The sequence below is a fragment of the Candidatus Propionivibrio aalborgensis genome (assembly GCF_900089945.1).
Lineage (GTDB): Bacteria > Pseudomonadota > Gammaproteobacteria > Burkholderiales > Rhodocyclaceae > Propionivibrio > Propionivibrio aalborgensis.
Map to the genome: position 1 here is coordinate 1 of NZ_FLQY01000135.1, position 21,279 is coordinate 21,279.

17 protein-coding genes and 3 pseudogenes are annotated in these 21,279 nt (G+C 57.2%); 16 read left to right on the forward strand and 4 right to left on the reverse strand.

Annotation, left to right across the window (positions count from 1 at the left end; genetic code table 11):
* Positions 1-166: 166 nt before the first annotated feature.
* The 4 genes from PROAA_RS08120 to murA are packed head-to-tail and all read left to right on the forward strand — an operon-like array spanning position 167 to position 2,811.
* On the forward strand, positions 167-559 hold the full coding sequence (locus PROAA_RS08120; RefSeq protein WP_186410868.1) for an ATP-binding cassette domain-containing protein: 393 nt from the start codon (positions 167-169) through the stop codon (positions 557-559).
* Positions 560-563: 4 nt separating this feature from the next.
* The gene (locus PROAA_RS08125) at positions 564-1,316 is read left to right on the forward strand and encodes an ABC transporter permease (protein WP_186410869.1); all 753 of its coding nucleotides are present in this window, start codon (positions 564-566) and stop codon (positions 1,314-1,316) included.
* Between the two features lie 3 nt (positions 1,317-1,319).
* Positions 1,320-1,565: a BolA family protein gene (locus PROAA_RS08130; RefSeq protein ID WP_186410870.1), complete on the forward strand. Its 246-nt coding sequence runs from the start codon at positions 1,320-1,322 to the stop codon at positions 1,563-1,565.
* Complete coding sequence (gene murA / locus PROAA_RS08135; RefSeq protein ID WP_186410871.1) at positions 1,558-2,811, forward strand: UDP-N-acetylglucosamine 1-carboxyvinyltransferase; 1,254 nt, start codon at positions 1,558-1,560, stop codon at positions 2,809-2,811. Before PROAA_RS08130 ends, murA begins: the two co-directional genes overlap by 8 nt.
* 53 nt (positions 2,812-2,864) lie before the next feature.
* Here murA and PROAA_RS08140 read toward each other — a convergent pair whose 3' ends face one another.
* The 3 genes and pseudogenes from PROAA_RS08140 to PROAA_RS08150 form a co-directional block, all read right to left on the reverse strand.
* Positions 2,865-3,845 carry a GDP-L-fucose synthase family protein gene (locus PROAA_RS08140; protein ID WP_186410872.1) on the reverse strand — a complete coding sequence of 327 codons (981 nt, stop codon included), beginning with the start codon at positions 3,843-3,845 and terminating at the stop codon, positions 2,865-2,867.
* Between the two features lie 7 nt (positions 3,846-3,852).
* Positions 3,853-4,938 (reverse strand): GDP-mannose 4,6-dehydratase, encoded by a 1,086-nt coding sequence (gmd, locus tag PROAA_RS08145; RefSeq protein ID WP_186410873.1) that lies wholly within the window; start codon positions 4,936-4,938, stop codon positions 3,853-3,855.
* 132 nt (positions 4,939-5,070) lie between these two features.
* Positions 5,071-5,982: pseudogene (locus PROAA_RS08150) on the reverse strand (integrase core domain-containing protein).
* Between the two features lie 278 nt (positions 5,983-6,260).
* Between PROAA_RS08150 and cysC the strand changes: the two are divergent.
* From cysC to tnpC, 12 genes and pseudogenes are all read left to right on the forward strand, one after another.
* Positions 6,261-6,869, forward strand: a complete 609-nt coding sequence (cysC, locus tag PROAA_RS08155) for an adenylyl-sulfate kinase (protein ID WP_186410874.1) — start codon at positions 6,261-6,263, stop codon at positions 6,867-6,869.
* Positions 6,866-7,675: an ABC transporter permease gene (locus PROAA_RS08160; protein WP_186410875.1), complete on the forward strand. Its 810-nt coding sequence runs from the start codon at positions 6,866-6,868 to the stop codon at positions 7,673-7,675. Before cysC ends, PROAA_RS08160 begins: the two co-directional genes overlap by 4 nt.
* Before the next feature lie 66 nt (positions 7,676-7,741).
* Positions 7,742-8,041 carry a nucleotidyltransferase domain-containing protein gene (locus tag PROAA_RS08165; protein WP_186410876.1) on the forward strand — a complete coding sequence of 100 codons (300 nt, stop codon included), beginning with the start codon at positions 7,742-7,744 and terminating at the stop codon, positions 8,039-8,041.
* Positions 8,038-8,517 (forward strand): hypothetical protein, encoded by a 480-nt coding sequence (locus PROAA_RS08170; protein ID WP_186410877.1) that lies wholly within the window; start codon positions 8,038-8,040, stop codon positions 8,515-8,517. Before PROAA_RS08165 ends, PROAA_RS08170 begins: the two co-directional genes overlap by 4 nt.
* A 233-nt stretch (positions 8,518-8,750) precedes the next feature.
* Entirely contained in the window at positions 8,751-10,016 is a 1,266-nt protein-coding gene (locus PROAA_RS08175; RefSeq protein ID WP_186410878.1) for an ABC transporter ATP-binding protein, read from the forward strand.
* A 23-nt stretch (positions 10,017-10,039) separates the two neighbouring features.
* Positions 10,040-11,068 carry a sulfotransferase family protein gene (locus tag PROAA_RS08180; RefSeq protein ID WP_186410879.1) on the forward strand — a complete coding sequence of 343 codons (1,029 nt, stop codon included), beginning with the start codon at positions 10,040-10,042 and terminating at the stop codon, positions 11,066-11,068.
* A gap of 167 nt (positions 11,069-11,235) precedes the next feature.
* A complete protein-coding gene (locus PROAA_RS08185; protein WP_222102163.1) occupies positions 11,236-14,331 on the forward strand; it encodes a glycoside hydrolase family 99-like domain-containing protein in 3,096 nt (1,031 codons plus the stop codon).
* 285 nt (positions 14,332-14,616) lie between these two features.
* Positions 14,617-15,453, forward strand: a complete 837-nt coding sequence (locus tag PROAA_RS08190) for a class I SAM-dependent methyltransferase (protein WP_222102164.1) — start codon at positions 14,617-14,619, stop codon at positions 15,451-15,453.
* Positions 15,446-16,540 carry an acyltransferase family protein gene (locus PROAA_RS08195; RefSeq protein WP_186410881.1) on the forward strand — a complete coding sequence of 365 codons (1,095 nt, stop codon included), beginning with the start codon at positions 15,446-15,448 and terminating at the stop codon, positions 16,538-16,540. The genes PROAA_RS08190 and PROAA_RS08195 overlap by 8 nt, the downstream gene beginning before the upstream one ends.
* A gap of 206 nt (positions 16,541-16,746) precedes the next feature.
* A pseudogene (locus tag PROAA_RS19380) lies at positions 16,747-17,127 on the forward strand (class I SAM-dependent methyltransferase); the annotation flags it as partial.
* A 477-nt stretch (positions 17,128-17,604) separates the two neighbouring features.
* A complete protein-coding gene (locus PROAA_RS08205; RefSeq protein WP_186410883.1) occupies positions 17,605-18,780 on the forward strand; it encodes a glycoside hydrolase family 99-like domain-containing protein in 1,176 nt (391 codons plus the stop codon).
* A gap of 212 nt (positions 18,781-18,992) precedes the next feature.
* A pseudogene (gene tnpC / locus PROAA_RS08210) lies at positions 18,993-20,039 on the forward strand (IS66 family transposase); the annotation flags it as partial.
* Positions 20,040-20,167: 128 nt separating this feature from the next.
* On the opposite strand, the gene PROAA_RS08215 reads toward tnpC, so the two are convergent.
* Complete coding sequence (locus PROAA_RS08215; protein ID WP_245664210.1) at positions 20,168-21,235, reverse strand: glycosyltransferase family 2 protein; 1,068 nt, start codon at positions 21,233-21,235, stop codon at positions 20,168-20,170.
* Positions 21,236-21,279 lie beyond the last annotated feature (44 nt).

A 21,279-nucleotide genomic window follows, 5' to 3' on the forward strand; every position in this document is an offset into this window, starting at 1 on the left:
GCATGATTAGCCAGGCCGAGCTTTACGGGGTTTCCGATTCTCTTCCGCTCGCCTGATCGGCGCTTGCGCCCTTGCTGTTGAGTTCAGATGTCATGGGCGTCGCCGTTTCCATCAAGCAAATCGGGCAGGCGTTGACGTCGAACTGCGCCAGGGGCTGTGGCAGTTCGTGCAGCGACTCAATCGCGAAGGGCATACGGTCATTTTGACCACACATTATCTTGAAGAGGCCGAGGCGTTGTGTGGGCGCATTGCCATGCTCAAGCAGGGGCGAGTCGTTGCACTTGATTCGACGAGCAACTTGCTCGCGCGCTACGCGGGGCACACCCTGAAGCTGCGTCTGAGCCGTTGCGATGGGCTGCCGGAAGACCTGCGCGCGCGGTCAACAGCCGATCAAGAACACCACGTCTTTCGGCTGGCTGGCTTTGACGAAATCGAGCTCTTGCTGGGGCGTATTCGCGAAGCGGGTTGCACGATTGAAGATCTGCGCCTGACACAGACGGACCTGGAAGACGTCTTTGTCGGCGTAATGCGGGGAACCGATGCCGGGCGGGAGTTCTGACGCAATGACCGGTTTCCAGACCCTGCTCTACAAGGAAGTGCTGCGTTTCTGGAAGGTGAGCTTCCAGACAGTTGCCGCGCCCGTCCTGACGGCGCTGCTTTACCTGCTGATCTTCTCTCATGTTCTGGATGCACACCTGCTGGTCAATGGCGTGCGCTACGCCGCCTTTCTTATTCCCGGGCTGGTCATGATGTCGATTCTGCAGAATGCCTTTGCCAACAGCTCTTCAAGCCTGATCCAGTCCAAGGTTACTGGCAGTATCGTGTTCGTGCTTCTGCCGCCTATTTCCTATGTCGAATTCTTTTTCGCGTATGTTGTTGCCGCCATGTTGCGTGGTCTGATGGTAGGGATTGGAGTGCTTCTGGTGACGGGATGGTTCGCATCGCTGAGTTTCGTGGCGCCCATCTGGATTCTGGCCTTCGCCCTGATCGGCGGCGGTATCATGGGGTCGCTGGGCATGATCGCGGGCATCTGGGCTGATAAGTTTGACCAGCTTGCCGGTTTTCAGAATTTTCTGATCCTGCCTTTGACCATGCTTTCCGGCGTTTTCTATTCGATCCATTCTCTACCCTTGTTCTGGCAGCAGGTTTCGCATTTCAATCCGGTGTTCTACATGATCGACGGTTTTCGTTTCGGTTTCTTTGGTGTTTCCGACGTGTCGCCCGAAATGAGTCTGTTGGTTGTTACCGGGAGTTTTATTGTCGTTGCACTGATCACGCTGGGCCTGTTGCGCAGCGGCTACAAGTTGAGGAATTGAACCATGATGCACTCCGAACAAATCAAGAAAATCATCGCCGAAGGCTTGCCCTGCGAGCTGCTGAACATCGAGGGCGACGGCGACCACTTCGAGGCGCTCATCGTCAGTGCAGAATTCATCGGCAAGAGCCGGGTGCAGCGTCAGCAATTGGTCAATGCTCTGCTGCGTTCGCATTTTGATAGTGGCAAGCTGCATGCTCTTTCGATGAAGACCGTGACACCGGAAGAGTGGAGCGCGCTGCGTGGATAAATTGCTGATTCAGGGTGGTTCACCCTTGCACGGAGAGGTATCAATTTCCGGCGCCAAGAATGCTGCGCTGCCGATACTCTGCGCCAGCCTGCTTTCCGCAGAGCCCCTGCATGTAACCAACTTGCCGCATCTCAACGATGTATCGACCATGTTGCGCCTGATCGGGCAGATGGGCGTCGAGGTGACGATGGATGGGAGCGATGGCCTAATTTTGAATAGTCATGACCTGAACAATCCGGCCGCACCGTACGACATGGTCAAAACCATGCGTGCCTCGATTCTCGTCCTCGGTCCCTTGCTGGCGCGCTGTGGCGAGGCCAAGGTCTCGCTGCCCGGAGGTTGCGCCATAGGTGCGCGGCCGGTCGATCAGCACATCAAGGGCCTGCAGGCCATGGGTGCCGAAATCCGCGTCGAGAACGGCTACGTCATCGCCCAGGCCAGCCGCCTGAAGGGCGCGCGCATCGTGACCGATATGGTGACGGTGACCGGCACCGAAAACCTGATGATGGCGGCCGTATTGGCTGAAGGTGAAACAATTATCGAGAACGCCGCGCGCGAACCCGAGGTGCTCGATCTGGCCAATTGCCTGACCTCAATGGGCGCTCACATATCAGGTGCTGGAACCGATAGCATCAAGATTCGAGGTGTCGAACGCCTGCACGGCGCGTCGCATGCAGTCATGCCCGACCGCATCGAGACCGGCACCTATCTTTGTGCCGCCGCAGCGACCCGTGGTGCCGTCCGCCTGACCAACACTTCGGCCGACTACCTGGACTCGGTGGTGCAGAAGCTGCGTGAAGCCGGCTGCGACGTTTTGGCCGAGCCTGATGGGATTGTGCTCAAGGCACCTCAACGGCTTAAGGCCGTTAACGTTCGCACGGAGCCTTACCCGGCCTTCCCAACCGACATGCAGGCGCAGTTCATGGCCATAAACTGCGTGGCCGAAGGCTCGGCGGTGATCCGCGAAACGATTTTCGAGAACCGATTCATGCACGCCGTCGAACTGATCCGGCTTGGCGCCGACATCAAGATCGACGCCAACAACGCCCTGGTCACCGGCGTACAGCATCTCAATGGTGCAACCGTGATGGCAACCGACCTGCGTGCGTCAGCCAGTCTGGTCATCGCCGGGCTGGTTGCGCAAGGCGAAACGTTGATCGAGCGGATCTACCATCTGGACCGGGGCTATGAGCGGATCGAAGAAAAACTGACCAGGCTGGGCGCCAGCGTCAGGCGGGTGCGGTGAAAAAGCGATCTGCTTTTGCGCGCCAGCCCAACCCGCAAGTTGCGCACCCGACGTCAAGCTTGGTTGGTCAGATAATCCTTGTAAGCCCGGGTTAAGCCTTCCTCAAACTGGGTGCTTGCTTGCCATCCTGCTTGGGATAATCGCGAAACATCCAGCAATTTGCGCGGTGTCCCATCGGGCTTTCTGGTATCGAATACAATCTTGCCATTATAACCAACCACATGCCTGACGGTTTCAGCCAGATATTTGATCGTCACATCCCTCCCGACACCGATATTGACCAAAGGCGGTTCAAATTTCCCGGTTTTGGAATCGTCACTTCCGAGTAGGCTGACATACTGCTTGTCCGGCAGGCCCATGATGAATACGCATGCATCTGCCATGTCTTCGCTGAAGAGAAACTCGCGCTTGGGGGTGCCGGTGCCCCAGACGACAACCTCTTTTTCATTTCGCTGCTTTGCTTCGTGAAACTTTCGGATCAATGCCGGGATGACGTGACTGTTGCTCAGGTCGTAGTTGTCGCCCAGGCCATAGAGGTTACTCGGCATTACAGCAAGATATTGGGTTCCATATTGCCGGTTGTAGCTCCAGCACATTTCAATGCCGGCGATCTTGGCTAGGGCATACGGACGGTTGGTCGGCTCAAGTGAGCCGGTGAGCAGGCAGTCTTCCTTAATTGGCTGTGGAGCCAGCTTGGGGTAGATGCAACTGGAACCGAGAAACAACAAACGTCTAACGTTGTTCTTGTAGGCCGCATGGATGATATTGGTCTGTATTGCCAAGTTATCTCGAATGAATTCGGCTGGATAGGTGCTATTGGCGACAATGCCGCCGACCCTGGCAGCAGCCAGAAAAACATAGGCTGGCTTTTCTTCGGCAAAAAATATTTCAGTAGCGGTCTGGTTAGTCAGGTCAAGTTCGTCGTGGGTTCGTGTCAGTACGTTGGAAGAACCTTCAGCCCTAAGTGCGCGCACAACCGCCGAACCAACAAGCCCACTGTGGCCGGCGACATATATTCTTTCGGACGTGTTCATTTCAACGCTACTCGTTGAAGCTATAAGCGGTATAGCCATGTGTCTTGACGAGTTCGTCTCGCTCAGCGCTCTTGAGGTCTTCGCGAACCATTTCCACTACCAATTCACTGAAGCTGGTTTTTGGAGTCCAGCCCAGTTTTTCTTTGGCCTTTGTTGGGTCTCCAAGAAGAGTCTCGACCTCGGTGGGTCTGAAGTAATCGGGATCAACCCTGACAATGACCTTGCCTTTTTGGTCGGTGCCGGTCTCACCAACTCCACTGCCTTGCCACCGCATCTGAATCCCCAGTTCGTTGGCGGCAGCGTTCACAAAATCACGAACGCTGTAGTGTGTACCGGTGGCAATAACAAAATCCTCCGGTTGTGTTTGCTGGAGCATAAGCCACTGCATCTCCACGTAGTCCTTCGCGTGCCCCCAGTCACGCAGTGCATCCAGGTTGCCGAGATAGAGGCAGTCCTGCAGATTGAGCTTGATGCGTGCCAGAGCTCGCGTAATCTTTCGGGTCACAAAAGTCTCACCGCGCAACGGGGATTCATGGTTGAAAAGAATGCCATTGCAAGCATACAGTCCATAGGCTTCCCGGTAGTTGACGGTAATCCAGTAAGCATACAGCTTAGCAACCGCGTAAGGGCTGCGCGGGTAGAATGGGGTGCTCTCCTTCTGAGGGGATTCCTGTACAAGACCATAGAGTTCGGAAGTGCTTGCTTGATAGAATCGCGTTTTCTTTTCGAGGCCAAGAATGCGAATGGCTTCGAGGATCCGTAGTGTGCCAATTCCATCGGCGTTAGCAGTGTATTCGGGGGTCTCGAAGCTCACTGCCACGTGGCTCATGGCAGCGAGGTTGTATATCTCGTCGGGCTGTACCAACTGAATGATACGGATCAGGTTGCTGGAGTCAGTGAGGTCGCCGTAATGCAATACGAAATTTCGGTGCGAGGCGTGCGGGTCTTGATATAGGTGATCAATACGATCCGTGTTAAAGAGCGAAGCACGTCGTTTGATGCCATGCACAACGTAGCCTTTGTTGAGAAGGAACTCGGCGAGATAGGCGCCGTCCTGGCCTGTTATACCGGTGATGAGTGCAATTTTACTCATATTGTCTCCTCGTAAGCGCGTCAATAGAACGTAGCGCGGATAGATTTTTCTTGCGAATTTAGCTCATAAAGAGATGGCCACGCCGAGTTGGACAGGATTTCGGCTTTTTTTAAGTGATATTTCTACCGAGGTTTAAGCCGCCGCGGCGAGCGGCGGCTTGCTGAGGTTGAAGTAGGCCGTATCGGGTGTCATTCCGTCAAGGGTTGAATGCGGGCGACGGCGGTTGTAAAACTCGAAATACCGGTTCAGAGCCTGTCGTGCAATGGAAACGGTATCGTAGCCGTGCCGATAGACTTCCTCGTATTTCACGGATTTCCAGAGCCGTTCGGCGAAGACATTGTCGCGCCAACAGGCCTTGCCATCCATGCTGATCTGGATCTTGTTCTGTTTAAGCACGCTGATAAACGCTGAGCTGGTGAACTGGCTGCGTTGGTCGGTGTTCATGATCTCCGGTGCGCCTGGTTCCGTCGGCTGGTGTTGGCCTTGCGGTAGAGCGCTTCGATGCCCATCTTCTTCATCAGCGTGCTGATGTGTTGGCGGCCGACTGCCATCTTTTCCAGCCGGAGCATGTGGCGCAGCATGCGCGCGCCGGCAAAGGGATGGTCCAGATGCAACTTGTCGATTCGGCGCATCAACTGATGATCGCTTTCCGACATCGGCTGAGGCCGGTAAAACACCGTCGAACGTGGGAGGTCGAGCAGTTGAACTTGCCAAGTCACCGGGAGTTCGTGTGCCTTGTCGATCATCGTTTTGCGCTCGCATCGCCCACGCGACCGAGCGCGCCGGCTAAAAATCAATCTCCAGTGCCTGCTGGCCGATCTTTGCATGCAGGTCTTTAAGGTCGGGAACGGCTGATTGCTTCTCGGCTGCCGTCGCGAAAACGCCCACTACATTCTCCAGCAATTGCGTTTTCCACCGCGTGATCTGGTTCAGATGAACATCAAACTCTTCCGCTAAGGCGGAAAGGGTCTCATCGCCTTTGAGGGCGGCTATCGCCACTTTGGCCATGAAGGCAGCGGTGTGGTTGCGTCTCGGTCTTCTCATTGCGCTCTGCTCCTGTTGGTCGGTGACTTCCGTCGCCCAGTGGAGCAGAAATATCACTTATCCGATTGCCCGAATCTCCGGAACTATCTCTCTTGCATTTGTATGGCTCAACTTGCGCCGATGATAGTAGAGCGTGAGACAATCGAGGCGTCACAACTTCGCCATCTTCAGTATGCCCAACTTGCTGTCCCGGCCGAAGCGCTGCCACAGTGTGTACCTGCATACCTCGGTGACGCCTGAAGTCATCCGGGGCGTTGCCCTGTGTGACGGGAGGAGCCATGGGTGAAAGAACCAATATCACTTGGCATCAAGCATCGATCACTCGTGCTGCCAGGCAGCGTTTGAGCGGGCATCGAAGCTTGGTTGTCTGGTTTACTGGTTTGTCGGGTTCTGGAAAGTCCACGCTCTCCCACGCCGTTGAACAGAGACTCTACGAGATCGGATGCCGCAGCTTTGTTCTCGACGGCGACAATGTGCGCCACGGCCTGTGCCGTGATCTGGGTTTTTCGGAAGGCGACCGCATGGAGAATATTCGTCGCATCGGTGAGATGGCCAAATTGTTTGCCGAAGCCGGCGTGATTACCCTGACCGCGTTCATTTCGCCCTATCGCGCGGATCGCCTGCGAGTGCGCGAACTTTTCGATCCTGAAGATTTTGTCGAAGTGTATTGCCGCTGTCCGCTGGAAGTCTGCGAAGCCCGTGATGTGAAAGGTATGTACCGTCGGGCGCGTGCAGGAGAAATTTGTGATTTCACTGGCATTTCTTCACCGTATGAAGAGCCGCTCACTCCGGATTTGACTGTGGACACGGGGCGGCTATCCTTGGAACAATGTGTCGACCAAGTCATGTCTTGTCTTAAGGATCGTGGAGTGCTTCCGCAGCCATGAGTGCCATCGTTCTGAACCCATTGAAGGTCTTTGCCGAAGTTTGGATGCACCGGTATTTGTTGGGTCAACTGGTCAAGCGCGATGTTTTGTTGCGTTACCGTGGTGCAATGTTTGGCGTGGCGTGGATCTTCCTGAGCCCGCTGCTGATGCTGGCGATTTATGCCTTCATCTTCGGGCAGGTATTTCAAACGCGCTGGCCCCATCAGGATAGCGGGGTGCCTTTCTGGCTGCTTCTTTACTGCGGCCTGATCGCCTTCAACCTCTTTGGCGAAACCGTATCGCGCGCGCCGGCTGCGGTGCGCGGTTTTCCCAGCTATGTGAAGAAGATCATCTTTCCGCTGGGCATTCTGCCACTTGTTCCACTCGGAGCCGCGTTGGTGCACGCCGTCTTCAATTTCTTCATCCTGGTGGCGGCACTCGCCGTGACGGGCAATTTTTCGCCCGGCATACTGCTCTTCCCCCTGCTGCTGCTGCCGGCCGTGCTACTCGGTATCGGCGCCGCCTGGTTCCTCGCCGCCTGGGGCGTGTTCATCAAGGACATGACGCAGATCGTGCCGCTTTTCGTGCAAATGCTGCTGTTCCTCTCGCCGGTGTTCTACCCGGCCAGCGCGGTGCCTGAGTTTCTGCGACCGGTCTATGCGCTCAATCCTCTAGGCGCGGTTATTGAGGCCGCGCGCGCCGCTATTCTTGCACATCCGATTTCCTGGCCGGCATGGGGAGCCGCGCTGTTATTCGGCGCCATTGCCGCTCTCCTGGGTCATGCGTTCTTCCGCCACAGTCGTGACGAATTTGCCGATGCGCTTTGACTTCCGGGTGAATAGTTGGTGCCGCGAAAGCAGCGCCCTACGATCAGATTCACTTACAATCACAGCATGCGTCTCTCCAATCATCAAGCCGCCGAGATCGTGAAACTGGCACGCCAAATTACCCAAAGGCCGGCAGTGGTACGCGTATTCGGTTCCCGATTGGACGATCATGCCAAAGGCGGGGATCTTGATCTCTTGATCGAACTGGATGAACCCGTTGCCAACCCAGCCCTTCTCTCTGCTCAGATTTCCGCCAAGGTCAGTCGTCTGATAGATGGTCGCAAGGTGGATGTGCTACTGACAGCGCCCAACCTCCTACGGCTCCCGATTCATGATATCGCCATCAGCGAAGGCCAGCCACTATGATTCAAGACACTAAGCTTCGGCTGCGATTGCAGTTCCTGAGCCGCGTGGTGCGCCGGGAATGCTTTCATCTCGCTGGCACCGACCAGCGTCTTTTCGACAAGCCATTTTCTGCCGAACGCGCCAAGCAACTTGATTCTGATCCCGAACAGGCAGAGCGTGTGGAAGCGTTCGTTGGCAGATTGGGGCGATTGCAAGACACTATCGGGGGCAAGCTACTCCCCCTGATTCTGATTGCGCTTGGCGAAACACCCGCCACGATGATCGATAACCTCGACAGGGCCGAACGTCTTGATCTGATCAAATCTACCGATGATTGGCTGACCATGCGCAAGCTGAGGAACCAGATGGTGCATGAATACGTCGAAGACCCCGAAATTCTCTCCAATGCCCTACAGGCAGGACATGAATACACCGCCACATTGATTTCCACGGCCAACCGCATGCTGGACGAACTCAAAGAGAGGGGTTGGGAGTGACCCCGTTTATTGCCCTGTATTGTGTATTGGCATGAATACCGTGGCACTTGACCCGCGCATTCGCTGGTACCCGCAAGACGCTGCCCACTCCGCCGGCATTTCTGCGCCGTACCAAGCGCCTCCGATACCGAATTTGGTGGTTGATCAGGATCAAATCGGAATCGAAAGATTTGTCGTGCCAGGGTTCGCGCCGCTGTAGCAGATTGGTCTCCTAGAGCGAAATTCTTCCGACCATGCTCCCTGACGACGTCGCCATCTCCGTCCGCAATCTCTCGAAGACCTATCGGCTCTTCGGGCATCCGGGCGACCGCATCAAGCAGTTCTTCAGCCTGGGGCTCAAGCAGTACCACCGCGAATTCACCGCACTTAAAGATATCTCGTTCGAAATTAAGAAAGGTGAGACAGTCGGCATTATTGGTCGAAACGGTTCGGGGAAGAGTACGTTGCTGCAACTCATCTGCGGCATCCTGAAGCCGACTTCGGGTTCGGTAGAAGTCAATGGCCGGGTTTCGGCCCTTCTAGAACTGGGTGCGGGCTTCAACCCGGAGTTTACTGGGCGGGAGAACGTATATTTCCAGGGAGCCCTGCTAGGCTTTACGCAAGCGCAAATTGAAGAACGTTTCGAGGATATTGCCGCCTTCGCCGATATCGGCGAGTTTATCGACCAGCCGGTACGGACATATTCCAGCGGGATGTTTGTGAGGTTGGCGTTCGCGGTGGCGGTTCATGTCGATCCGGACATTCTGGTGATTGACGAGGCCCTCGCAGTGGGTGACATGTTGTTTCAACGCAAGTGCTTTCAGCGACTCGCGACCTTGACGGCCGACCCCCAACGGGTGCTGATCCTGGTTAGTCATGACCTTCGGCAGATTTCGCGTGTTTGCGCACGGACCCTGCTCCTTCAGGAAGGCGGCCTTCTTGCCGACGGGCATTCACACAAGGTCTGCGGCCAAGCCGGCGAGATCAACTATGGCGACCTGAAGCAGATGGCCCAGGCTGCGCAAGGCGAGCGGGCACGCATCGAAACGACCGGAGAGGTGGACGTGCTGTCGGCCCATATTGTCGGGGCGGATGGCGGCGTGGTGGAGGAAGTCTTGCCCGGGGCACCGCTGTGCATCCGGATTCATTTTCTCCTACGGGAGCCGCTGGTCGACGCCGAGTTGATCGTGGGCACACAGACGATTGATCTGCAAACACTGAGCGCCTCTTCGACCAGGCAAGTGGAGCCTAACCTGAGGCTACTGGCCGGCGAGCACATGGTTGAGTACAGCTTGCCTAACTTGCCGCTGGCACCCGGGCAGTACTGCGTTCGCTTTGCCGTGCGAGATCGGGATTTTCGGGTGATCTGCTATGCCGAAGGGCTGTCTCCCTTCAGTGTCCGCGCCGATGCGAGAGAGTTTGATAGGCCGCCGAGATTGCTTGATCTCGAGGCAAACTGGCACTGGTTGCGAATGGCCGATGCACCAGAACAGCCTGTTGCCAACGGGGATAGTTGTTGATGACGCTACACAGGTAAGGACAGATGCAGATCGACCGCAACCGACTCGTCATAGTGCTGGGGATGCATCGCAGTGGTACTAGCGCCGTCTCCCGTGGCCTGAGCACACTAGGCATCGAATTGGGGGAAAATCTACATCCGCCCGGTGCTGACAATCCCAAGGGGTTCTGGGAAGACCGTGCCGTGCTCGCCATTAACGAAGCGCTGCTGGCCAGAATCGGCTCGGCCTACGATCAGCTTGGGTTGGTAGGTTGGGAGTTGACCGATGCCCCCGATATCTCTGCCCTGCAACAGCAGGCCGGCGCGCTATTTCGAGAAAAGCTCCGCCATGGTCGTTGCTGGGGATTTAAAGATCCGCGCACAGCACGGCTACTGTCGTTTTGGAAAGCTGTGGCCGAACGTGAAGCCTGCGACGTGGGCTACCTCATCGTGGTGCGCAACCCGATCAGCGTCGCTAAGTCCCTGCAGGCACGCAACCGTTTTCCGCTAGAGAAATCGTACTATCTGTGGCAGGAGCACTTGGTGCAGGCGATCATTGGCACACATGGCCAACTCCGAGTGGTGGTCGACTATGACCTTTTGCTGGAACAGCCTGGCCAGCAGTGGTCGCGCGTGGCAAGGGCGCTCTCCCTACGGCCGCCAGACCCTGCCAAGCTGTCGGCATATACCTCTGACTTTCTCGATGCAGGCATGCGCCATACTTATCATTCGCGCATGGAATTTGGTTTGGACCCGGCACTGCCCAAACCTGTTTCGGTCGCCTATGACTGGCTGCAAAAGGCCGCACGTGATGAGGTTGCTCTGGACGATACCGATTTCACACAAGCATTCAACCGTATGCAAACGGCGTTGGCGGACATGTTGCCGGCCTTGCGCTGGATGGCTAACCAGGACCGCGAGATCTCCCTTCTTGAGAGGACAGTGGCCCAGCACAATGCGCGTCTGCAAGAGATATACCGGTCGCGCTCTTGGCGGTGCACCCGCCCGTTGCGACTGATTGAGCATGCCCTGCGCGCGCTGGCTCGCAGGCGCCCGGAATCAGAAGAACGCTAGACCATGGCCAGGATGCCATGAAATTTATTGATAGAGTCGCTCATGTGCGCTCGCACTGGCGTGGTTTGCAGTTACCCGGAATGGTTCGGCGCCAAGTACACGTTATGCGTACGCTGGCCAGATGGACGGCGAGTTTTCCCCCAATGCGACGCGCTATCACCACGTGTATGCAGCTGTTTCGCAGAGGGCTGGCTGTTGCCGGGCCTCAACTGGACGATTGGCTTATCACCGCGAACCTGCAACCTGCTTACGTGCCACTACGTGAGCGCCCACTACCAAAATCACTGCCGGCGCGGTTGATCACCTTCTATCTGCCGCAATTCCATCGCATCCCGGAAAACGATGCCTGGTGGGGCGACGGATTCACTGAATGGACCAACGTCAGGCGCGCGCAGCCGCAGTTTGTCGGTCATGACCAGCCCCATGAGCCGGGTGAACTGGGCTACTACGACTTGCTGGAGCCGGCGGTGTTACGGCGGCAGGTCGAATTGGCCAAGCTATATGGCATCGGCGGCTTCTGCTTTTATTTCTATTGGTTCAACGGCAAGCGGTTGTTGGAGAAACCGCTTGAGCACTATCTGCAAGAGCGTGCGCTCGACCTGCCGTTTTGCCTCTGCTGGGCGAATGAGAACTGGACCCGGACCTGGGATGGCAAGGAGTGCGAAGTGCTGATCGCGCAACGGCACAGCGCCGAGGATGACCTCGCCTTCATCCGCCATGTCGCAGGTTACCTGCGGGACGCGCGTTATCTACGCGTCGACGGCAAACCGCTGCTGCTGGTGTACCGACCTGGAGTGCTGCCCGATCCGGCGGCGACCGCGCGGCGCTGGCGCGACTGGTGCCGCCAGACTGGCATCGGCGAGATCTTTCTCGCCTATACCCAGTCTTTCGAGCGTGCGAATCCCAAGACCTACGGCTTCGATGCCGCCGTCGAGTTCCCCCCCAACAATCCCACCCAGCCGTTGGTAGCGCAAGAAGTCACCCCGCTGTCGGCTGACTTCGCCGGCGCTGTTTACGACTGGCGGAGTTACCTCAAGGCCTCCTACGATTACCCGGCTCCCGGCTATCCGCTGTTCCGCGGGGTTTGCCCCCGCTGGGACAACACGCCGCGCCGTGGCGGTAGAGGCACGGTGTTGATTAACCATACGCCGCAAGGCTATGAGAAGTGGCTGGCCAACGCCATCGCGGAAACCCGTGCCCGCATCTCGCAGCCGGATCAGCGCCTGATCTTCGTCAATGCCTGGAATGAATGGGCAGAGGGGGCCTATCTGGAGCCGGATCGGCGCTACGGCTATGCCTGGCTGGAAGCGACCCGCAACGCGTTGCTGGCCGATGCGGTCGGTAAGCTTCTGGTCGTCTCGCATGACGCACATCCGCACGGCGCGCAGTTTCTTGCGCTCGGCATGGTGCGGGGCCTCAGGCGCGATTTGCATCTCGACGTGGAGGTGGTCCTGCTCGGTCCAGGCAAGCTGAAGCCTGAGTTCGCTGCGCTCGCCCCGGTGCATGACCTTACCGGCTGGCACGCCGGGCATCCGGAAATGCAGCGCTGGGCGGAACGGCTGGCCCAGCGTGGCTATCGGCGCGCGATCGTTAATTCCACGGTCTCCGGCTGGATCATCCCGATCTTTCACGCGGCCGGGATCGAAAGCATCTGCCTGGTGCATGAACTGCCGGGCCTGATCCGCGATTACGGTCTGGAGCCGCAAGCGATTCAGATCGCCCAGGATGCCCATGCTGTGGTGTTTCCCTCTCCGGTTGTCGCGGAAGGGTTTGCCCGCTATGCAACGGTCAATCCCGCGAAGATCGTGATTCGTCCACAGGGCCTGTATCGCCGTAACCGCTGGCGTTGGCGGCAGCCCGCCGCGCGTGACCAGTTGCGCAAACGGCTCCAGCTGCTTCCCGATGCCAAGGTCGTGCTCGCGGTGGGGTATGGCGACCGGCGCAAGGGAGCGGACCTGTTCGTCGAATGCGCGCTGTCGGTCCTGGCCAGCCGGGACGATGTCGAGTTTGTCTGGGTTGGCCACTGGGAAAGCGGCATCCGCCAGGAAATCGACACGCGCTTGCATGATCATCCCCAGCGTCGGCATATTCATTTCGTCGGCTTTGACGCGGATACAGCGCTTTACCATGCCGCGTCGGATGTTTACGCGCTAACTTCCCGTGAGGATCCGTTCCCTAATGTGGTGTTGGAGTCATTCGATGCCGGAGTGCCGGTAGTAGCATTCGCTGGCACCGGTGGAGCGGCACACCTGTTGGAGGATACCGGCGGCATCGTGGTGCCTGCGCTTGATTGTTTGGCCTTCGCCGAGGCTATCCTTCGTTTGCTCGATGTGCCAGAGACGCTCAAGCAACTCGGCCTGGCCGGTCAGCAACTGCTGGACAGCCGGTTTGCCTTCCGCCCCTATCTGTTCGACTTGTGCGCCTTGCTCGGCATCGCACTGCCCAGGGTTTCGGTCATCGTGCCAAACTACAACTATGCAAACTTTCTCAAGGAGCGTCTGAACAGCATTTTTGATCAAAGCTTGCCGATCTACGAACTGATCATCCTTGATGATGCTTCGACCGATAGCAGTCTGCGAACAATTACCGAGTGGCTTTCAGCGGCCGGAATCGAAGCAGTTCTGAGGGTTAATTCCACCAACAGCGGAAGCGTCTTCGGGCAGTGGCAACATGGCGTACAAATGGCTGGGGGGGGCTTTGTCTGGATCGCTGAAGCCGACGACAGTTGCGATGCCGATTTCCTCGCCACGGTCCTGCCGCCGCTGGTGGCGAGGGCTGCCGTGCTGAGTTACTGCGATTCACGTCAGATCAACGCCAAGGGCCGGGTCATGTCGCCGCATTACCAGAAGTATCTTAGCGTGGTGTCGTGCGAGCGCTGGCGGCAGCCCTACGTCGCGAGTGGCGAGGAGGAGATTCGGGAGGCATTGGCGGTGATGAACACTATCCCCAATGTCAGTGGGGTGGTATTTCGCCGTGAGGTTCTGGCCGAGGTGTTCACGCGGTACAGCAATGAAATCGCCGCTTTCCCGCGTGCCGGCGATTGGGTGACGTATTTTCGCATTCTGCAGCATGGAAGCATTGCCTATTCGCCTCGTGCCGCCAACTGTCACAGGCGGCACCGTCAGGGCGTGATCGCAGGTAGCGCCAGGCCGGATATTGTGCTTGAGATATCTCGCGTGCAGGCGTTGATAAGCGGGAGTGTGGATATTTCAGAGGAAATCAGCGCCAAAGCGGCGGGATATCTGGCCGGGCTGGAAAAGTGATTCAATCAATACGAGTTGGGTTTGTGCGAATGTCCCTGAACAGGCTTACATGGGCTTGGTTCCGGGTCGATACCGGCCTTCTCTGTCAGTCATAATGCGCGCATCGATTTTCTGCAAATAGTGTGGAGCCGATTCGACTCGGTCACTGGTCATCGTGGACATCAAGGTGAAGGGGGCAATGATGGGTTGGATAATGGGGGAGCAGGGTAATTGAATCCACAATCAATCCCGCGCAAGCTCTGGAGGTTCCTGTGCGCCATCCCAAGGCGCGCCGGCGCCATTGTTTTGAACCTGACGGGCTACCGTGAAAAGCGGCTCTTGGACGTTTGTCGCAGGTATGCGGTGGAAACCGGGGCCATTTCAGTGGTGCACCCTCAGGACCATATCTTCCGGTTTCTGATCGAAAACCCGGTGTTCAGCTCCCTGGATAAGGCAGTGAAATACTATTTTGAGGATGGTCAGCAGTCGGCAAGGATGCTCGGCCACCTGCTCTTCACGGAAATGGAGCTGGCGCGTAGCCCGGAAACCACCTTGCTTGAATTCGCATCCGGCTATGGTTGCGTGACCCGGCATTTGGCCGGGGCGTTGTCCCCGGTCAATATCGTTGCCTGCGACATCCACGGAGCGGCCTGTGATTTCATCGAACGTACACTTGCCACCAATGCGATTCTTTCCTCGGCCAGGCCGGAGGATCTAGCGATAGAAAGCGGCAGTTACGACGCGGTGTTTGCGTTGAGTTTCTTTTCACACATGCCGGAGTTGACCTGGTCGCGCTGGCTGGTGTGCCTATTCGACAAGGTGAAGCCGGGTGGATATCTGATATTCACTACTCAGGGACTACAGAGCCGCAAGCATTTCGGCAACCCGGTTATTCCAGAAAACGGAATCTGGCATATTCCAAGCAGCGAGCAGAAGGACCTGGATGCCGAAGACTATGGGAATACAATAGTTACAACGGAATTTGTTCGGACAGCAGTAGATCGGCATTTGCATCAGCCCATCACGATGCTCAAGGAAGCCCATTGGTGGGGGCATCAAGATCTTTATGTTCTCAGAAAATCTGATCCTGCATCCGTGAGCCCAGCGCCTGCCCGTCATGCAGGGTGCGATCAGATTGGCTGAATCTAACCACAAGTATATCGAGTCGGTTGAGTCGCTTCGTGGCGTCGCGGCGCTCATGATCCTGTTTTATCATCTGGCTGAACTGGTCAAGATTCCGTTACCCAGTTCGCTGGGCTTCATTTCGACCCACTTCGGCCTTGGCGTCCCCCTTTTCTACACCATCAGCGGCTTCGCGCTCGCCTATGGCTACGCGGACAGGCTCGACAGGCCGGCACAAATCAAACGTTTCTACATCCGCCGACTGTTCAGGATCGCGCCGCTCTTTTACACGATGCTCTGCTTATGGTTGCTGGCCAGTTGGGTCGTCTGGCACAGGACTTTCTCCTTCCTGACGATCGTTCTGAACATGAGCTTCCTGTTTGGCCTGGTTCCAGGGCAGCACGAGAGTATCGTGTGGGCGGGGTGGTCGATCGGCATCGAAATGCTCTATTACCTGATCTTTCCCGTGATTGTCGTCCTGATCCCCAATCTGTGGGCCGCCCTGGGCGCATTCGTCATGGCTTGCTTGCTGTCGACGGAGGTTTTTCGCACCCTTTCTGCCTCGGGCCTGGGTAGCTATGCCTACATGAACCTCGGGACCCATCTGCCTTTCTTCATGGGCGGCGTCGCCGCCTTGAGGCTCTGGCAGGCGATGCGGTTCGCGCGGATGACCGGCCTGGGGTGGGGATTGCTGGTGGCGTCCGGCTTGCTCGCGTTTATAGTGGCCAACTCCGATTACCTGTACTCGATGCTCGTCAGTGTTGGGCTTGAGCGAGGTATCTGGGCCGTTGTGTTCGCGATGCTCTTGCTCTCCGCATGCCATGCGCGCAATCCAGTATTGGTGAGTGGTCCCTTGCGAAATCTTGGCAAGTTGAGTTTCAGTCTCTACTTGTTGCACCCCATGATCATGGCTGCCCTAATCAAGTTGGACTTCCGCATCTGGATCACGCAACTGACCGATGTGACAATGGTGAACTTTCTTATAGCCGCATTCTTTGCCATAGGACTCGTCTGGATGTTCAGTTCCTTGAGTTTCCGCTTTGTGGAAGCACCGGGCATCGAGTTAGGCAAGCGTTTGACACAGCGATTCCAGGAATCTGAGAGGTGACAGTGGCTCATTCGTTGAATTCCATAGGCAGCATGCTGATCAAGCTTTGGAGGGAAAAGACCAGCGTCAGGCGGGATGATTGGTTCAAATTGGTGTGCGAAAGTTACGAGCACCCGCCAGTATTCCACAAGGGAGTTGAACTGCCCGGCTTCCCGCCTGATTCGATCCAGATCAATACCACCGGCAAGGCAGGGGTGGGCACCCTTATGGAGGCGTTCGTTTTCTACCAGGATTGCCAGGAGACATTCGCAGCATTGGGGAAACCCCTGTCCGAAGTCGACAAACTGCTGGATTTCGGTGTGGGCTGGGGGCGCATCGCCAGATTCTTCCTGAGTGAAATGCCGCTTGAAAACATCTTCGGCGTGGATGTAATGGCCGAGTTCGTCGATATCTGCAAGAAGACATTCAGAAGTGACAATTTCTATGTGACCTCCCCATTTCCACCGACCGCTCTGCCAAATGGCGTTTTCGACTACGTGGTTGGGTATTCGGTCTTCTCGCACTTGTCAGAAAAGGCATGCCACGAATGGATGAGCGAATTTCATCGCATCACAGAGCCGGGTGCATTGATCGCCTTGACGACAAGGGGGCGACCATTTTTTGATTATTGCGAATCGCTGAAAGACAAGGGGTTTGGCGGCTACCGGGACGCACTGTCAATAATGTTCAGCGACTTTGACGAAGCGCGCGCGCGTTATGATCGCGGTGAATTCGTGCATTCCAACGCCAATGGCGTAACCGGCGGGGGTGCCATGACTTCGGATTTTTATGGCGAGACCTTTATACCCGAGCAATATGCCAGGGAGGCATATGCCGAGATGTTTTTTCTGGAGCGTTTCCTGTTCGATTCATCCCGGCAGTCCCATCCGATAATGTTTTTCCGGCGCAGGTGAGGATGCCTTTGCGCGATGCCTGACATGTTCACTAGGAAACTAACATTACGATTAGCCATTTTGCGTCGTCTCCCGGCACATGCCGCCGTTGCCGGGGGATGGCTTGCGCTAGGCTGGAACGCGGTCAAGGTGCTTGTCAGCCAAGGCCCGCGGGTGTTCTGGAGCAAACTCATGCGCCTGTCCGAGCAGGCGGGCACGGGGGAGGCGGCCGAGGATGATTGCCCGGTGGGGGCACTTCCAACAGCATCGGTACTGGATAAACGTTCCGTGCGCCTGATCGCTTTCTATCTGCCGCAATATCATCCGATACCTGAGAACGATGCCTGGTGGGGCACGGGGTTTACAGAGTGGACCAACGTCGCAAAGGCCCGTCCCAACTTCGCCGGGCATTACCAGCCACACCTGCCCGGCGAACTTGGGTTCTACGACCTGCGCCTGCCGGAGGTCAGACAAGCGCAGGCCGAACTCGCCTCTTCCCACGGCATCCATGGCTTTTGCTACTACTATTACTGGTTCAATGGCCGGCGTCTGCTGAATCGCCCGCTCGATGAGGTGCTTAGCTCAGGCCAACCGAAACTGCCTTTCTGCGTCTGCTGGGCAAACGAAAACTGGACGAGGACCTGGGACGGAAATGATCGTGAGGTTCTCATCGAGCAGCGCTATTCCCAGGAAGACGATGAGATGCTCATCCGCAGTCTGTTTGATGCGCTGTCTGACCAGCGTTATATCAGGGTCGATGGCAAACCGTTGATCCTGATCTACAAGCCTGAACTACTGCCGGCTCCCGTGCGCACCACGGAAATATGGAGGCGTCAGTGCCGGCAGGCGGGCCTCGGTGAGATCTATCTGGCGTGTGTTCACAACCTGACGCTGGGTGCCGGCCATGTCGACCCGACCCGCCTGGGGTTCGACGCGGGCGTCGAGTTTCCGCCGTTGGGGGGAGGGGTTCCAACCGCGGTGCCGACGGAAACGGTGAACCCGGCGGCCAAGGGGATCTATTATGATTACTGGGCGACCGCCAAAAATTTCATGAGCGTGCCGGCCCCAGAATATCCTTGGTTGCGTGGCGTCATGCCGTCCTGGGATAACACGGCACGTCGCCAGAACGCTGCGCATGTGTTCCTCGGCGCGACCCCTGAGCGCTATCGTCGGTGGCTGGAATTTTCGATCGATTGGACTGTGCAGCATCGCGCGCCGGAGAAACGCATCGTGTTTATCAACGCCTGGAACGAATGGGCCGAAGGCAATCACCTGGAACCCGATCAGGCCCATGGGCGCGCCTACCTCGACGCGACCCGCGCCGCCCTGAGGGGGAATCAACCTCCGTGCCCCGGCTTGGCGGGATGAATTCGTCTCAATGTATCGTAGACAAACGGTAACGCCACAGTAGCGTCAGCTTTCAGGGCCACCAGTAGAAAACGCGCTGCCAGACACCTCAACCGACTCGGCGACGGGCCTGGGCCACGCGCCTTGCAACTAGCAGCGTACCGCGCAGCCGCCAGATTTCGTGTAGCACGTCGGCATAGACTTGGCCCCACAGCCCGCTATCCAGCGCCATTTGCGATGCCATCGTTCAGGCTGCCGCACCGAGCCGGCCCATCGCCCGAGGCTTGGCCGGCCCCGGCCTGTTGGCGCATGTACTGGTCGCGAAGTACGGTGACAATCTACCGCTGTACCGGCAGAGCCGCATTTGTGCTCGCGAGGGGGCTGAACTGGAGCACTCGACACTGGCCGGCTGGGTGGGACAGTTCAATGCGTTGCTAGGGCCATTGGTCGCGGCGCTTCAGAAGCATGTGCTCTCTGGAGAGAAGCTGCACGCCGATGACACCCCGGTGCCTGTCCTGGCACCGGGCGAAGGGAGGACGAAGACGGGTCGTCTGTGGACCTATGTCCGGGATGATCGACCGGCAGGGAATGACGATCCGCCAGCGGTATGGTTTGCCTACTCGCCGAATCGACGCGGCGAACACCCGCAGGCGCATCTGAAGTCATTCAAGGGCATCTTGCAGGCTGATGCCTATGGCGGCTTCGATGCGTTGTATGCCGACGGGACGATCCAGGAGGCGGCGTGCTGGACGCATGTGCGGCGTAAGTTCTTCGATTTGCACAAGGCGCACGCTTCGCCGGTTGCGGCGGAGGCACTCAGGCGAATTGGCGTCTTGTATGGGATTGAGGCAAAGATTCGGGGCAAGTCGCCGCTTGAGCGTCAATTGACACGAGAGGCCAGCGCTGCGCCGCTGCGGGCCAGCCTGCACGACTGGCTGCAGGAGACGCTGCGAAATCTGTCGCAAAGATCGGCGTTGGCGGAAGCCATTCGTTATGCCTTGAAGCTTTGGGATGCGCTTGTCCGTTTCACGAGCGATGGGCGAATCGAGATCGATAACAATGCGGCGGAACGTTCTCTGCGAACCGTGGCGCTGGGGCGGAAAAACTATCTGTTCGCGGGTTCGGATGCCGGTGGTGAACGCGCCGCGGCGATTTACAGCCTGATCGGCTCGGCCAAACTCAACAATATCGACCCGGAAGCCTATCTGCGTTTCGTCATTGGATGCATCGCCGACCATCCGGTCAATCGCGTCGCCGCGTTGCTGCCTTGGGCTGTTGCCGATCAGCTCAGTACGGTAGCCCCCCTCTCGCGGCCGCTGCTTGATTACTCCAACACCAGCAAGATGGTGGACGCCGCACGCTTACTTTCATGGTCGCTTCGCGACCGTTGGTTGAGCAAGGCTATCACTTATCCTTCTGTCCGATTCCCCGGGGCCAGCTCTGATTTCAGTATAGGCAGACCATGACGTATCAGCATCCGCAATTTGTGAGGCAGCGGATCGAAAACCGCAAAAAATTCAGAGCTTGGAAGATGTGCGGACTTCATGATTAACCTTCGTGCTGCGAGAAGTTTCTTGCGTCGGAGGAAGAGAGCAGAAAAAACTGGCAGGTAAATTTCCTTCAAATAGGCGATACGGCCGTGCAGGAGTGAAAGTAGTCCGCCCTCAAGGAGCAGCAGCAATAGATGGATGGGAAGCATCGGCTGCATATAGGGCGTCGGGTAGGTCATGGTCAAAACGAAGGTTTTGTTCCGTTCTGACAACGCACGGCGCCGGAAGGTACTTGAAAGTCGACCGTTGTTTACTTTTCCTCCGCCAAAACTCTGGCCAACATGATGGCGATAACCGGAAACGCCCAGCGCTCGAACGGGATACCCTGCCAACCGCGCTCGGCAGCAAAGAAATAAGTCTTCACCAATGCTGCCGAACCACTCCGGAAAACCGTCGAGTTCCTGCCAAAGCGCCTTGGGTATCCACAGACATGCACCCATTACCATCCCTACGGCACCACGCTCAGGATCTCTGTTGGGTACCGGATTCAGGAAGGGGTCGAGCAGGCTTCCGATGTCGATCAGCTCCCCGCTCCCAGCATCGTATTGTGGCAGGCCAAGGATGGCGGGCTGGTCAAGCCGCACAGACTCAGTGAGCAAGGTGTCGATGGCATTCGGGTAAAGCGCTGCGTCGTTGTTAAGCAGCAGCAGATATTGCCCTTTCGCTACGCCGACCATGCGATTGTTGGCAACGCAGAAACCGACATTCGCCTGGCTTGTGAGCAGCGCTACGTTGGGGTATGTGCTTCGAATATGGGTGGCAGAACCATCGTTGGAGGCGTCGTCATGCACCAAGATTTCGATCGGGGTTTGCCCTTCCTGTGCCAGCACTGATCGCAGGCAATCGTCGATCACCGCCATGCCGTTAAAGTTGGCGATACATACAGAAACCATAGGTTCATTGATATCGGGGGCGGAATGGGTCACTCGGCGACCTCCATGCTATACCGGGCGTTCCATCAAGTGCGCAA

Bases quoted from the DNA above. Each gene is read 5' to 3' on its own strand.
- PROAA_RS08185 (WP_222102163.1), top strand. From the start codon at position 11,236: ATGCAGCTGTTTCGCAGAGGGCTGGCTGTTGCCGGGCCTCAACTGGAC.
- PROAA_RS08140 (WP_186410872.1), bottom strand. From the start codon at position 3,845: ATGAACACGTCCGAAAGAATATATGTCGCCGGCCACAGTGGGCTTGTT.
- PROAA_RS08170 (WP_186410877.1), top strand. From the start codon at position 8,038: ATGATTCAAGACACTAAGCTTCGGCTGCGATTGCAGTTCCTGAGCCGC.
- PROAA_RS08165 (WP_186410876.1), top strand. From the start codon at position 7,742: ATGCGTCTCTCCAATCATCAAGCCGCCGAGATCGTGAAACTGGCACGC.
- gmd (WP_186410873.1), bottom strand. From the start codon at position 4,938: ATGAGTAAAATTGCACTCATCACCGGTATAACAGGCCAGGACGGCGCC.
- PROAA_RS08175 (WP_186410878.1), top strand. From the start codon at position 8,751: ATGCTCCCTGACGACGTCGCCATCTCCGTCCGCAATCTCTCGAAGACC.
- PROAA_RS08125 (WP_186410869.1), top strand. From the start codon at position 564: ATGACCGGTTTCCAGACCCTGCTCTACAAGGAAGTGCTGCGTTTCTGG.
- PROAA_RS08180 (WP_186410879.1), top strand. From the start codon at position 10,040: ATGCAGATCGACCGCAACCGACTCGTCATAGTGCTGGGGATGCATCGC.
- PROAA_RS08130 (WP_186410870.1), top strand. From the start codon at position 1,320: ATGATGCACTCCGAACAAATCAAGAAAATCATCGCCGAAGGCTTGCCC.
- cysC (WP_186410874.1), top strand. From the start codon at position 6,261: ATGGGTGAAAGAACCAATATCACTTGGCATCAAGCATCGATCACTCGT.
- PROAA_RS08205 (WP_186410883.1), top strand. From the start codon at position 17,605: ATGCGCCTGTCCGAGCAGGCGGGCACGGGGGAGGCGGCCGAGGATGAT.
- PROAA_RS08160 (WP_186410875.1), top strand. From the start codon at position 6,866: ATGAGTGCCATCGTTCTGAACCCATTGAAGGTCTTTGCCGAAGTTTGG.